This window comes from Corynebacterium sp. PCR 32 (genome assembly GCF_037464985.1).
Lineage (GTDB): Bacteria > Actinomycetota > Actinomycetes > Mycobacteriales > Mycobacteriaceae > Corynebacterium > Corynebacterium kroppenstedtii_D.
Genome location: NZ_JBAHVL010000003.1, coordinates 25,040 through 38,685, shown reverse-complemented (window position 1 = coordinate 38,685; position 13,646 = coordinate 25,040). Strand labels below are relative to the sequence as shown.

At 58.6% G+C, this 13,646-nt stretch carries 16 protein-coding genes; 15 read left to right on the top strand and 1 reads right to left on the bottom strand.

From position 1 onward, the window contains the following. Positions 1–73: 73 nt before the first annotated feature. A complete protein-coding gene (locus V5S80_RS05220; protein ID WP_395169721.1) occupies positions 74–1,351 on the bottom strand; it encodes a multidrug effflux MFS transporter in 1,278 nt (425 codons plus the stop codon). On the opposite strand from V5S80_RS05220, the gene V5S80_RS05215 reads away from it, so the two are divergent. The 15 genes from V5S80_RS05215 to V5S80_RS05145 all read left to right on the top strand — a co-directional run bounded on the left by V5S80_RS05215 (position 1,350) and on the right by V5S80_RS05145 (position 13,639). After that, positions 1,350–1,607 carry a hypothetical protein gene (locus V5S80_RS05215; protein WP_395169720.1) on the top strand — a complete coding sequence of 86 codons (258 nt, stop codon included), beginning with the start codon at positions 1,350–1,352 and terminating at the stop codon, positions 1,605–1,607. The genes V5S80_RS05220 and V5S80_RS05215 overlap by 2 nt on opposite strands. Positions 1,608–1,741: 134 nt before the next feature. Then, a complete protein-coding gene (locus V5S80_RS05210) occupies positions 1,742–3,025 on the top strand; it encodes a phosphatase PAP2 family protein (protein WP_395169719.1) in 1,284 nt (427 codons plus the stop codon). Positions 3,026–3,082: 57 nt separating this feature from the next. Next, complete coding sequence (locus V5S80_RS05205) at positions 3,083–4,921, top strand: alkaline phosphatase D family protein (protein ID WP_395169718.1); 1,839 nt, start codon at positions 3,083–3,085, stop codon at positions 4,919–4,921. A 177-nt stretch (positions 4,922–5,098) separates the two neighbouring features. After that, entirely contained in the window at positions 5,099–6,070 is a 972-nt protein-coding gene (locus V5S80_RS05200; RefSeq protein WP_395169717.1) for an ABC transporter substrate-binding protein, read from the top strand. Positions 6,071–6,501: 431 nt separating this feature from the next. After that, positions 6,502–6,900 (top strand): 30S ribosomal protein S8, encoded by a 399-nt coding sequence (gene rpsH, locus V5S80_RS05195; RefSeq protein WP_395169716.1) that lies wholly within the window; start codon positions 6,502–6,504, stop codon positions 6,898–6,900. A 17-nt stretch (positions 6,901–6,917) separates the two neighbouring features. After that, positions 6,918–7,454 (top strand): 50S ribosomal protein L6, encoded by a 537-nt coding sequence (rplF, locus tag V5S80_RS05190; protein WP_395169715.1) that lies wholly within the window; start codon positions 6,918–6,920, stop codon positions 7,452–7,454. After that, complete coding sequence (rplR, locus tag V5S80_RS05185) at positions 7,454–7,849, top strand: 50S ribosomal protein L18 (protein ID WP_395169714.1); 396 nt, start codon at positions 7,454–7,456, stop codon at positions 7,847–7,849. The genes rplF and rplR overlap by 1 nt, the downstream gene beginning before the upstream one ends. Before the next feature lie 43 nt (positions 7,850–7,892). Then, positions 7,893–8,540 (top strand): 30S ribosomal protein S5, encoded by a 648-nt coding sequence (gene rpsE / locus V5S80_RS05180; protein WP_395169713.1) that lies wholly within the window; start codon positions 7,893–7,895, stop codon positions 8,538–8,540. 3 nt (positions 8,541–8,543) lie between these two features. Continuing rightward, positions 8,544–8,729, top strand: coding sequence for a 50S ribosomal protein L30 (rpmD, locus tag V5S80_RS05175; RefSeq protein WP_395169712.1), 186 nt, complete (start codon positions 8,544–8,546; stop codon positions 8,727–8,729). A gap of 6 nt (positions 8,730–8,735) precedes the next feature. Then, positions 8,736–9,185, top strand: a complete 450-nt coding sequence (rplO, locus tag V5S80_RS05170; RefSeq protein ID WP_395169711.1) for a 50S ribosomal protein L15 — start codon at positions 8,736–8,738, stop codon at positions 9,183–9,185. Positions 9,186–9,361: 176 nt separating this feature from the next. Then, a complete protein-coding gene (gene secY, locus V5S80_RS05165) occupies positions 9,362–10,690 on the top strand; it encodes a preprotein translocase subunit SecY (protein ID WP_395169710.1) in 1,329 nt (442 codons plus the stop codon). A gap of 1 nt (position 10,691) precedes the next feature. Further along, positions 10,692–11,246 carry an adenylate kinase gene (locus tag V5S80_RS05160; protein ID WP_395169709.1) on the top strand — a complete coding sequence of 185 codons (555 nt, stop codon included), beginning with the start codon at positions 10,692–10,694 and terminating at the stop codon, positions 11,244–11,246. 97 nt (positions 11,247–11,343) lie between these two features. Further along, entirely contained in the window at positions 11,344–12,183 is an 840-nt protein-coding gene (map, locus tag V5S80_RS05155) for a type I methionyl aminopeptidase (protein WP_395169708.1), read from the top strand. A 182-nt stretch (positions 12,184–12,365) separates the two neighbouring features. Next, positions 12,366–13,043: an ATP-binding cassette domain-containing protein gene (locus V5S80_RS05150; protein WP_395169707.1), complete on the top strand. Its 678-nt coding sequence runs from the start codon at positions 12,366–12,368 to the stop codon at positions 13,041–13,043. Then, positions 13,040–13,639, top strand: a complete 600-nt coding sequence (locus V5S80_RS05145) for a hypothetical protein (protein WP_395169706.1) — start codon at positions 13,040–13,042, stop codon at positions 13,637–13,639. Before V5S80_RS05150 ends, V5S80_RS05145 begins: the two co-directional genes overlap by 4 nt. Positions 13,640–13,646 lie beyond the last annotated feature (7 nt).

The following is a 13,646-nucleotide window of genomic DNA, read 5'->3' as shown; positions in this document are numbered from 1 at the left end:
CCAGCTTCCTGCGACACCGAGGGGGCGAGCACTGGTACACCAACCATTGCTCGCCCCCTCCTCCTCCTTCTTCTTATGCACGCGCCCCCTCACGCACCACACCCTTCCCAGTGAGAACAAGACACCCCAACATAGCGATGAGCGAACACACCACCATACACACACTCATCGACAACATAGGATTAGACCCCAACCCCACCAGCGGCGACACAATACCCGCAGCAAGAAACTGCAACGCCCCCATCGCCCCCGACCCAGCACCCGCACCAATATCACGCACCGCCTCGACACCCAACGCAGTCGCATTCCCCAACAGAAGCCCCGTCGCCGCCGTCATCACAAACAAACACACCAACGTCGGCCACAACCACGGCCCCACCACCGCCACCACCACCAGCAACGCCGACGTCACCACGAAGAGAACAAGACCACACACCAACACAGAACGAACCGCATACCGCGACACCAACCTGCCATTAAGTGCAGCCATCCCCGCAATCGCCAGCGAATTACACGCAAACGTTAACGAATACACCTGCGGCGGCAGACCCAGCTGATCCTGAAGAACAAAAGGCGACGCCGCGAGATACGAGAAAAACACCCCAAAACCCACCGCAAAAGCAACGCAATACCCAATGAACTCACGCCGCCTAAAACACCGACCAATCGTCGGCACAAGGTGACGAACCGCGCCCGGCGTGCGCCGCATAGCCGGCAAACTCTCCGGCACAACACACACCGACAACACCACCATCACCACGTTAAACAACGCGATCACCCAAAAAATGCCACGCCAACCAACAACAGGGGAGAGCACACCACCCAACAACGGCGCAATCGCCGGCGCCAAACCCTGAATCGCCATCAACGTCGAAAAAGCGGCCGCCGCAGCCGAACCACGAGCCACATCCGGAATCACCGAACGCGCAACCACAACTGTCGACCCCCCAGCAACACCCTGAAGCAGACGACACACAATCAACACACCAATCGACGGAGCCAACGCACACCCCACCGAAAAGACGACAAACAACACCGACCCAACAACAAGCGGCCGACGCCGCCCCACCCCATCAGAAACCGGCCCCGCCACCAACTGACCCACCGCCAAGCCCACCATGAACGCCGACAGCGTCAACTGAACAAGCGACGCCGACGTCGACAAATCCCTCGCAATAGAGATAAACGTGGGCAAATACATGTCCGTCCCCAACGGGCCCGCCGACGAGAGAAACGCCAGCGACGACAGCATCGCCACCGTAAGGCGAGTAGCCCCCGCCGGCGACGAACCCGCCGGCTCCGCAGACGACCGGGATGAATCGGACTGTGACGATGGAGTGTTCGAAGTCATGCTCACTCGACGTACCTACAGGGTGACCTTTCCGTGCGAAACCAATGATGCAGACACAGGACAAACCCCGACCATCCGCATACCATCCTCCCATCGTATTACGACGACACAGGCCGACTACGCATGCCCACCACTGTCACCACGCAGCCCACCCACCACAGCGACCAACCGCCCCACACCACGGCGTGTCCACCACCACACCACACAACACATCGCCGAAAACCCAGCACACAAGAAGCAATTCACCAACCATTAACACAGTGTTGAGAAACACGACACCGCACCGTCGACACCACGTCGCCATCACGACGTACTATGGGCCCATACCATTGACTTCCCACCAGTACTGGCGCGATAGCGACGACCATGCGCCCCGAAAGGTATGCCCGGATGTCCCACCCACCCTCATCCACCCCCTCACACACCGCGATCCCACGACAAACCACGCGGACCACCATCGCCTCCCTCACCCTCGCAGCGACCATCGCAACCGGTGGACTAGGCACCCACCACGGAATACCCCAGGCATCAGCCACACCAGACATCACGGCAAACATTCCGTACCTCCACCCGCCCGTACACCACGACGACGCCCCCACTCCACACGCCTTCCCACCCCAGGAATACACCTGGTACCTCTCCGACCTCAGCTCCCATCCTTTCGGAATCTACGCTGACGTCATCGGTTCCTACCCGGACCTCATGACCCACCACCCCGACATCCAGAACGACAACCTCGCCATCCTCACCCGCATCAACCACGGCGCCGCGACCGACCCCAACACCATTACCCGCGCCCACAACGATGCCCGCGCAGAAACAGAAGGCGTCCTCCACCTCTTCGCCGACGCCTTCGGACAACGACTCGGCGACGAATTCCGCCAAGCACTCCACGAGAACCGCCTCCCCAAAACAGTCATGCTTTTCGGTGGACTCACTGCACGCGCCGGCGGACTCGCCAGCAGCACCATCGCCGAAAAACTCGCCTTCAACGAAACCCGCCCCTACGACGACCACCCCGACCAGATCAACAAATACGAAATACCAGGCGCCAACCTTTACGGCCACACCAAAGCCTTCCCCTCAGGACACACCAACCAAGCCACCTGGACAACAACACTCCTCGCCGCCATGCTTCCAGAACTCTCCGACCAACTCCTCGCGCGCGGATCAGAAGCCGGCTACCACCGAATCGTCCTCGGTGTGCATTACCCCCTCGACGTCATCGGTGGACGCATGACCGGCCTAGCCGCCGCCGCTGACCGCTGGAACGACCCACGCATGAGAAACAACCTCATGGCAGCAGCCCAAGAAATCCGCTCTGAGCTCGAATGGCGATGCGGCGATACCCTCGCCACCTGCGTTGCCGCCGACAAAAAATACGACGACAACGCCGTAGGAAACTACACCTACCGCATGAACTACGACTTCCCCTCCGTCGGCGACACCACCGCACCCATGACCGTCCCGCAGGCCGCCCCCGACCTCCTCACCAACGCCTTCCCCAACCTCACCTACCAGCAACGCGCACAAATCATCCAACAAACAGCAGGACCAGCAGGAATGCCACTCGACGACCCAACACCACGTGGATCATGGCAGCGCATCAACCTCGCCGCCGCCATGAAAGCCACCGTGACCATCGACGACCACGGAAACGCCCACGTCACCTAGCCAACCACCGACACAACCCCTGACCACCAACCCCTCCACAACCCCGGAAAGACCCCCATGACGACAACCCCTGACCACCCAGAACCACACACCCACACCCAGGCCACCGCGCCGGGCTCCACCCCAGCCCAGCAACCCGCCAGACGCCGCTCCTACACCCGACGCAACTTCCTGAGAACATCACTCGCCGCCGGAGGAACGGTCGCAGCAGGAAGCGCATTGGTTCGCCGCGGCCCCCGCGCCCACGCTGGCGACGCCCCCACACCTCAGGGCGCGCCCGGCCTTGGTGCCGGTGACACCGACCTCTTCCAGCACTCCGTCGCCTCCGGAGATCCCCACCCCGACAGTGTCATTATCTGGACCCGCGTCACCCCCACGCCCGACGCTACCCCGGGCTCAGAAAAAGGCCCCGACACTCACGTCACCTGGGAGGTCTCCACCACACCAGATTTCCGCACGATAGTGTGTAGCGGCACCCAAACATCGTCGGCGCGCAGCGACCACACCATCAAGGTCGACGTCAAAGGCCTCCAACCCGACACCCAGTACTACTATCGGTTCGCCGTCCACCGAGACGGCGGGCCCCGCTACTCTCGCGTTGGACGAACCCGCACTGCACTTGGCAGGGGAGGGAACCGAACCATCAACTTCGGCGTCGTCTCCTGCAGCAACTACGAAGCTGGGTATTTCCGCTCCTACCGCGACATCGCCGACCGTGAGGACCTCGAGTTCGTTCTCCACCTGGGCGACTACACCTACGAATATGAAACCGGTGGATACAACGGTGCCTACAACGAAAAAGTTCGCGTCGTCCAACCACCCAACCGCACGACCACACTGCAGGATTTCCGCATCCGCCAAGGCTGCTACCACCGCGACCCCGACCTCGCCGACTGCCATGCAGCGAAGCCCTTCATCTGTATCTGGGACGACCACGAATTCGCCGACAACAGCTGGCGTGACGGTGCCGCCGGAAACTCAGCTCAACCTGGTGAGAACTACCAGGGTCTTAAGGCCGCTGCTACCCAGGCGTACTTCGAATGGCTCCCCGTCCGAGTCAGTGCCAACAACCAACGCACGCACCTCTACCGGAAGCTGCAGTACGGAAACCTGATGGAAATCATCATTCCGGACCTGCGTACCTACCGGGACTACGAACTGGTCTACACCAATAAAAAGATGTTCCTCAAGACGGACCCGGACTTCATCCGCGCCGCCGGCAAAGCCGACCGAACCATGATGGGGCAGACACAATTTGAATGGTTCGGCAACGTCCTCTCAAGCTCGCCGACGACATGGCAAGTTATTGCCAACGAAGTCATGTTCGCCCCCATGACCCTTCCCGACGGGCTCGACCAAAGGTCACACGACTGGCTTGTCACGCAAATCGGCCTGCCAGACCAGGGAATCCCGCTCAACACCGACCAGTGGGACGGGTACATGGCAGAGCGCCAAAAAATCATTGACCTCATTGCCAACACCAAGAAGAATGTCGTGTTCCTCACCGGTGATATCCACTCCTCCTGGGCTAACGACATCCCACGAGACATCCAGAAATATCGCACCGGGGCCAACAAAGACGTCATTGCGGCAGAATTTGTGGCCCCATCCATCACCGCTAACGGCCTCTTTGACTCCGTCGCTCAGTCCCGTCTTCTCGACCAACCAGCCCGTCATATCTCCACCGCCGCCGCTGAGCTCCTGCCTGTGGCCAACCCCTGGTTCAAGTGGATCGACTTCATCCACCATGGCTACATGAGTGTCAGTGTCTCCACCGACACTGTGTCCTGCGAATGGTTACACGTCGACAATGTGTTGTCACCCAACACTGCCTTCACCACAGTGAAGACATTCACGACAAGCATAGGGAACGCTGGTGCGCACCCCGTGAAATAACATGAACCCACATACACGTGGCGGGCGGGTATGTGGGTGAAACGGGACATGTAGACGTCCACTATAAGGTATGGCTACACTACTTGATGCAATCGCAATTGGGTCCGATCCATAATCCAGACAGAGCAAGGATCGGGCTCGGGAACCACCAACCCATCCCATGGTGAGAGGGAAACCGTGCCAACTAGTCGTCGACAATTTCTCGCATCCTCGCTCGCCATCGCGGCACTGGCCACCACAACCAGCGTCGCCGCAGCATGTGGCAACAAAAAAGACGACACCAAACATAAAGAACCGGGTGGCAGTGGCCGCATCGCAGCCCTCGGATGGGGTGACTACTGTACACTCCTCGCCCTGGGAATGACCCCAGTATTCATTCTGATGCCCATGGGGACAGACGACAAGAAAGACAACGGTGTCGGCCCCTGGGCTCGCGATAAAATCGCTGGAAAAAACACCACCGTCATGGTCGCGACATCCCAAGAGATGGGCACCGACATCCTCGAGAAAATTGCCGCGGCCACACCGTCGAAAATTATCGCCGTCAACGCTGGAGTGAACGACGCCGACAAGAAAAAGCTCAACAGCATCGCACCAACCACCGTTCACCCTGATAAATACGCTGACTATCAAGTCCCGTGGCAAGCACAAACACAAGAGATTGCCAAAGCAGTTGGACAAGAAGCCGACGGCAACAAACTTGTCGACGACACCACGGCGGCGTTCGAGGAGTTCGCCACGAAACACCCCGAGATGACGGGGAAGAAAGCAGCCCCCGTTATCGCCATGCACGGTCAATTCGCTGTGTACACGGGGAAAGACGGCCGCGGACAGTTTATTGAGGGGCTCGGCTTCACCATCCCCGAGAACCTCAACACAGGGGACAACGGCCAGTTCTACAGGTATCTGTCTGCCGAAAACCTCTCGGAACTCGACGAACTCGACTACCTGTTCCTCATTGACTACGCAGGAAGTGACGAAGAAGCGAAGAAAAATCCACTGTTCAACAACGTTAAGGCCGTCAAAGAGAACAAGATGTGGGAGATTCCCCACGAACTCGGAACAGCAATGAGTTATCCTAACCCCCTCACCATCCCCTGGGCTGTCAACCAGTTTGACACAGTGGTGCGAGGCGACGGCGTTCGGTAGCCGTGTCTGCTCACCGCACGATGGTATGACCCACCACACAGCGGCCTTAGCGGTATCACAGCACCACGAGTGCCAGCGATTTTGAAAGAAACATGCTGGTTGTTACACTGCTTGAGTCTTTGTACATCTACTTTGTTGTAGGCCCACCCGCCTGACAGCGTCCCTCGAAGACAAGCAGCGAGCCGGCTAGTTATTGAGCTGGTGCGGCGCCCCTGAGTGGTTCACATTGAGCCCTCGACAATAATCCTGCCACCCCGCCTAACTGGGACAACACCCCACACGCGGAGGAAGTCAGTGACATTGTCGGGGGGATTTTCTGCCGCTATGACCCATCACGGTCGGCGCTAGTGAGCCCATCAGTCGCTTGCCCGAAACGAGGATAACGCCCTGGTGGAAGGGAACCGCAGCGAGAAAGGCACTAGGTCACATCCATGACCATGACAGATCCTATCGCCGACATGTTGTCGCGCGTGCGCAACGCAAGTAATGCGTACCACGACACTGTCTCGATGCCTTCATCAAAACTCAAGGCTCACATTGCTGAGATCCTGAAGCAAGAAGGCTACATTGCTGACTTCACCGTTGAAGACGCCAAAGTCGGTAAGACCCTGACCATCGAACTGAAATACGGCTCCACACGCCAGCGCTCGCTATCCGGCGTTCGCCGCGTGTCCAGCCCTGGTCTGCGCGTCTATGCAAAGTCCACCAACCTGCCTCAGGTCCTCGGCGGCCTGGGCGTGGCAATTATTTCCACGTCCCAGGGTCTGCTCACCGACCGTCAGGCTTCCGAGAAGGGCGTAGGCGGAGAAGTTCTCGCCTACGTCTGGTAGGGGAGGAGTGAACACACATGTCGCGTATTGGTAAAGCACCAGTGACGGTCCCATCCAACGTCACCGTCACCATCAAAGGCCAGAACGTCGAGGTCAAAGGCCCCAAGGGAACCTTGGACACCGACATCCCGGCTCCCATCGCCATCGCTCAGGAAGGCAACCAGATCGTCGTCACCCGTCCTGACGATCACCGCACGAACCGCTCCCTGCACGGGCTGTCTCGCTCACTGATCAACAACATGGTCGTTGGCGTGACAGACGGCTACACCATCAAGATGCAGATCTTCGGTGTCGGCTACCGTGTCCTCGCCAAGGGTAGTGACTTGGAATTCTCCCTCGGCTACAGCCACCCGATCCTCATCAAGGCTCCGGAAGGCATCACGTTCGCCGTGGACGGACAGACCAAGTTCTCAATCAGTGGTATCGACAAGCAGAAGGTGGGGCAGCTCGCCGCGAATATCCGTCGTCTCCGCAAGGACGATCCTTACAAGGGCAAGGGTATCCGCTACGAAGGTGAGCAGATCCGCCGCAAGGTCGGAAAGACGGGTAAGTAATGAGCAACGACAATAAGCGTCTCCCCATCGGTAAAGACATTGCTACGCGCCGTCGCGTGGCTCGTAAGGCTCGCCACTTCCGTATCCGCAAGGACCTCCGTGGCACCTCCACCACGCCGCGCCTCGTCGTGCACCGCACTTCACGCCACATGCACGTCCAGGTCATCGACGACACCGTCGGCCACACCCTGGCAGCCGCATCGTCCATCGAACCGGACGTTCGCGCCCTCGACGGCGACAAGAAAGCACGTGGCGCCAAGGTTGGCGAACTCATCGCAGAGCGCGCCAAGGCAAAGGGCATCGAGACTGTCAAGTTTGACCGCGGTGGCTACAAATACCACGGTCGCGTCGCCGCACTGGCCGACGCCGCACGTGAAGGTGGTCTGAAATTCTAATGACCACGCATAGCACCGCACTCAACAACGGAAGGATCGCGTAATGTCGGGACGTGAACGGCGTGACGGCGGACGCTCCGCCGACAAGAACGACAACAATAAGGGCCGCAACGACCGCGGCCGCAACGAACGCAACGACCGCAGCAACCGCCGCGGACGTGGCCGTGAGGACGAGCGCAGCCAGTACATCGAGCGCGTCGTCACCATCAACCGCGTCTCCAAGGTTGTCAAAGGTGGCCGTCGCTTCAGCTTCACCGCACTCGTCATCGTCGGCGACGGCCAGGGCATGGTCGGCGTCGGCTACGGCAAGGCCAAAGAAGTTCCCGCTGCTATCCAGAAGGGTGCCGAGGAAGCTCGCAAGAACTTCTTCCGCGTCCCGATGATCGCCGGAACCATCACCCACCCGGTCCAGGGTGAAGCCGCAGCGGGCATCGTCATGCTCCGCCCGGCAGCCCCCGGTACCGGTGTCATCGCTGGTGGCGCAACCCGCCCGGTTCTCGAATGTGCGGGAATCCAGGATGTTTTGTCGAAGTCCCTCGGCTCCGACAACGCCATCAACGTTGTCCATGCAACCGTGGATGCCCTCAAACAGCTCGTGCGCCCCGAAGAGGTCGCCGCCCGCCGTGGCAAGTCTGTCGAAGAGGTCACCCCGACTCGTATGCTGCGCGCACGCGCAGGACAGGGGGCATAACCCATGGCACTGAAAATCACACAGGTTAAAGGCACTGTCGGTACGAGGAAGAAGCAGAAGGACAATTTACGGTCCCTCGGCCTCAAGCGCATTCGCCACTCAGTCGTCCAACCCGACACCGCCCAGGTGCGCGGGATGATCAACGTGGTTCGCCACTTGGTCACGGTCGAAGAAGTGGCGGGGGAGTAGGAAACGATGAGCGAACCCATCAAGCTTCATGACCTGCGCCCAGCGAAGGGCGCTAACAAGCCAAAAACCCGCGTTGGTCGCGGTGAGGCATCAAAGGGTAAGACCGCGGGACGCGGTACTAAGGGCACCAAGGCACGCAAGCAGGTCTCTGCAGCGTTCGAAGGTGGCCAAATGCCGATCCACATGCGTCTACCCAAGTTGAAGGGCTTCAAGAACCCCAACAAGATCACCTACCAGGTCATCAACGTTGCGGACCTCCAAAAGCACTTCGACAAAGGTGGCGACGTCACCATCGCTGATCTCGTCTCCGCTGGCTTGGTTCGCGCCAAGCAGCCCGTCAAGGTCCTTGGCGACGGCGAGATCACAGTCTCCGTGAACGTCACTGCAACCAAGTTCTCGGCCTCTGCGCAGCAGAAGATCGAAGCTGCCGGCGGATCCGTCACTGAAACAAAGTAGCACGCAGAAGGAAAATGGGCGGCCCTCACCTCATATGGTGGGAGGGGCCGCCCATTTTTGACAGAACAAGCATCCCATCGCCCGCGCCAATGAACCTTCACCCGGCCGTACTGCTAGAGTGTGTACGTCGCCGCCCCGCGCCAAAAATTTATGCCTTATTGTCATGAGGAGGATACGTGTCCGCTTTCCTCTCGGTTTTCCGGGACCCTGACCTTCGCAAGAAGATCTTGTTCACCGTAGCAATGGTCATCTTGTACAGGATTGGATCCCAGATCCCCACGCCAGGAGTCGACTACGCGAGCATCAGCAGTCGTCTACACGATCTCAACCAAGACCAAAGCTCCGTGTACTCGATGATTAACCTGTTCTCGGGTGGCGCGCTCCTTCAGCTATCCATCTTCGCCATCGGCATCATGCCGTACATCACGGCGTCGATTATCGTACAGCTGTTGACCGTCGTTATCCCGAAATTCGAACAACTTAAAAAAGAAGGCCAATCCGGCCAAGCCAAAATGACGGAATACACCCGTTACCTGACCGTGGGGTTGGCGCTCCTCCAGTCGGCGGGCATCGTCGCACTCGCTGATCGAGAACAACTCCTGGGCGAAGGCGTCAAAGTCCTCGCCCCCGGCGTGGGAATCTTCGGTGTCACCGTGATGGTCCTTGTCATGACCGCCGGCGCCATCCTTGTCATGTGGCTCGGTGAGCTCATCACCGACAAAGGCATCGGTAACGGCATGTCACTGCTCATCTTCGCCGGCATCGCAACCCGCCTTCCCGCCGACGGTGCAGCCATCTTCCGCGGCTCCGGCGCACTCGCCTTCACCCTCGTCGTCGTCGGTGTTCTCATCCTCCTCGTCGGCGTGATCTTCATTGAACAAGGACAGCGTCGCATCCCCGTCCAATACGCCAAGCGCATGGTCGGTCGTCGCCAATACGGTGAAACCTCCACCTACCTCCCCTTGAAGGTCAACCAAGCAGGCGTTATCCCCGTCATCTTCGCCTCATCACTGATCTACGTCCCTGTGCTCATTACGCAGATCGTGAACTCCTCGCAGACCGACGTGAAGAACAACTGGTGGCAGAGGGACATCATCCAGTACCTGCAAAACCCCGCCAGCTGGCAATACATCATCCTGTACTTTGGGCTGATCATCTTCTTCAGCTTCTTCTACGTATCCATCCAATACGACCCATACGAGCAAGCCGACAACATGAAGAAGTACGGTGGTTTCATTCCCGGAGTTCGCCCCGGGCGCCCCACCGCACGGTATCTTGGGTACGTAATGAACCGTCTGCTGTTCGTCGGTTCCCTCTACCTCGGTGTCATTGCTGTTGTGCCGAACATCCTGATCGACATGGGTATCGCCTCCTCTGGAGGATCCCACGGGTCACTACCATTCGGTGGTACCGCCATCTTGATCCTTGTGAGTGTCGGCCTGACCACCGTTCAACAGATCGAATCACAACTGATGCAGAGCAACTACGAAGGGTTCTTGAAGTAACATGCGCCTCGTCCTCCTTGGTCCTCCCGGTGCCGGCAAAGGCACACAGGCAGCGATCCTTTCTGAGAAACTCGGAGTCCCGCACGTCTCCACCGGTGACCTCTTCCGCGAAAACATCGGGAACAACACTGAGCTAGGCCAAGAAGCGAAGAGCTACATCGATGCCGGCAAACTCGTCCCCACCTCCGTCACCGTCAAAATGGTCAAGGACCGTTTAAGCCAGGATGACACCGCAGACGGTTTTCTCCTTGACGGATTCCCCCGCACCGTGGAACAGGGCGACGAGCTCACGACCATCCTCAACGGGCTAGGAACCTCACTCGACGCGGTGATCCAATTCGACGCACCCGAAGACGTCGTCGTCGGGCGTATGCTCGCCCGCGGCCGCGCCGACGACACCGAAGATGTTGTGCGCACCCGCCTCAAGGTCTACCGCGACGAAACATCACCCCTGCTGGACTACTACAAGGACTCCATCATCCGCATTGTCGCCGAAGGTACCGTCGACGACATTAACGCGCGGACCATGGAAGCGTTGAGAGCACTCAACTCGTAAATCGACTCGACTCCCCGACGATGTCACTGCCGAGCACAGGACACGTCGGGGAGCTTTGCATTTCTCTCCGACCACCACACCGTACAAGGACACCACCATGGCATTTCGACGCCGCAACAAAAAAATCCCCGCAAAGACACCACACGAACTCGACCAGATGGAAGCAGCCGGGGTCATCGTCGGACAGGCACTCGTCGCCGTCAAAAACGCTGCGAAACCAGGTGTGAGCCTGCTAGACCTCAACGCTGTCGCCGAGCAGGTGATTAGGGACGCCGGCGCCGTGCCCACTTTTCTCGGATATGGAGGGTTCCCCGCCTCCATCTGCGCATCCCGCAACGATGTTGTTGTTCACGGCATCCCCACCGCCGACGATGTGCTTGAGGAAGGGGACTACATCTCCATCGACTGCGGCGCCACACTAGACGGCTGGGTTGGTGATAGCGCCTGGTCCTTCGGCATCGGACCCGACGGTGCACTCCAGAGTGACGACCTGCCCGACGACCCTGACTCACCAGCCGGCGGATCACTCCGTTCCCTGGATAAGGCCACCCAGGACGTCCTTGCCGCCGGAATCCGAGCGATGGTACCCGGCGCCCACCTCACCGACGTCTCCCACGCACTTGAGATGGCAACGCGTGAGGCTGAACAACGCTACACCGTGTCCCTCGGCATCGTCGACGGATACGGCGGGCACGGCATCGGCCACGACATGCACGAAGACCCCTTCCTGGCGAACGAAGGGCCCGCCGGCCGTGGCCCCATCATCCAGGAAGGCTCCGTCCTCGCCATCGAACCAATGCTCACCCTCGGTACCTATGACACCGCCGTCCTTGACGACGACTGGACCGTCATCACCACCGACGGCACTTGGGCCTCACACTGGGAACACACTGTCGCCGCCACAGCCGACGGACCACGAATCCTTACACACCGCTGACACCCCAGCCATGAACCCCGACCGCAGGGGGAGGGGCTATACCCGACAGGGGATCACCACGCGCCGCCGAGGATTCGTCTCACCCTATTGGGGTAATTTTATTACATCGTTCACAGGAGTTGCAGCGTTACATTTACGCTATAACCACTCATTCACGTGAACTCAATTGTAAGGATATCGGTGTGCTGGAACTGAAAGATTTGTCTGTCGGGTATAAAAACCGGCCGGTGATATCTGGCATTAACGGCACGTTTGGGCGTGGAGTCCACGCCTTGCTTGGCCCCAATGGTGCTGGAAAATCAACACTATTTAAAACCATCGGCGGTGCGCTCCCACCACTCCATGGCCACGTGCACATGGATGGTCGCGTCGGTTTCCTCCCACAAGATAATCTTCCCAAGTCCCGGCTGACCGTATCCGAACAATTCTCCTACATTCAATGGCTACACAAGATCGATAATGGTGATGAGATTCACCGAGTCATGAACGTATGTGACCTCGCGTCGATGGCGGAAACCAAAATATCCGCACTCTCCGGCGGAATGCGCCGCCGCGTTGCCATTGGGTGCTCAATTATCGGGTCCCCCGACATCCTCCTCCTCGATGAGCCATCAGCCGGGCTCGACATTGTCCAACGGGCATCACTAAAAAAGCTCGTAGGACGCATCGCAGAAACCACCACTGTGGTCTATTCCACCCACATCGTTGAAGACCTCACAGGCCTCGCCGAAACAGTCAGCATCGTTGGCAATGGACACTGGGTCTATTCCGGGACAATGTCCGACTTTTGCGGATCATCAGGAAACGACGTCGCACAGGTAGAGAAACGCTACCTTGAAGTAATGGAACACAACGCATGAAACACTGGTGGATATGGGTAAAAACAACCGGCCTTGATCTGTCCGTTGTTTTCTTCGCTGTGGCCGCAATAGCATTTAAAATTTTAGTCGTCTGGAGGACAGGTAATGTCCAGGAAATTGACGACTCAGCGTACATTCTCTCTGTTCTCTATGGCATAGCATTCTCCATCGTGGTTGGGCGGGAAACCGCGTACGAACTATTTGTCACGCGCAGTATCTCCTCACGAAGAATTGTTCTCATTCTTGTGCAGCTAGTGCTCGCGGTGCTCGGTGGATTGGCCTTCTTTACTGGGTTCGGCGGCGAATTCGGCGTATTCGCCTATTGTCGTAACTGCTTATTCTTTATCGGTGTCTCGCTCATCACATATTCATTCTTATTCTCCTGGATAACATGGGCAGCGCCGATGGCGATCGGATTTTTCTTCCTCCCCTTTAGCCCTGAGTACAACCATTATCCGCTCAGCTCGATCTGGCTCTACCTGAAATGGCCGAGCGGCCCAGATGGGCTTGGCTGGGTACTATCAACCGTCATTTTCGTTCTTGGGTGTGCACTTTTTGTGTCCCCGGCATGGATTAAGAAAAAGGTGGAGGTGTAGTAGCCTC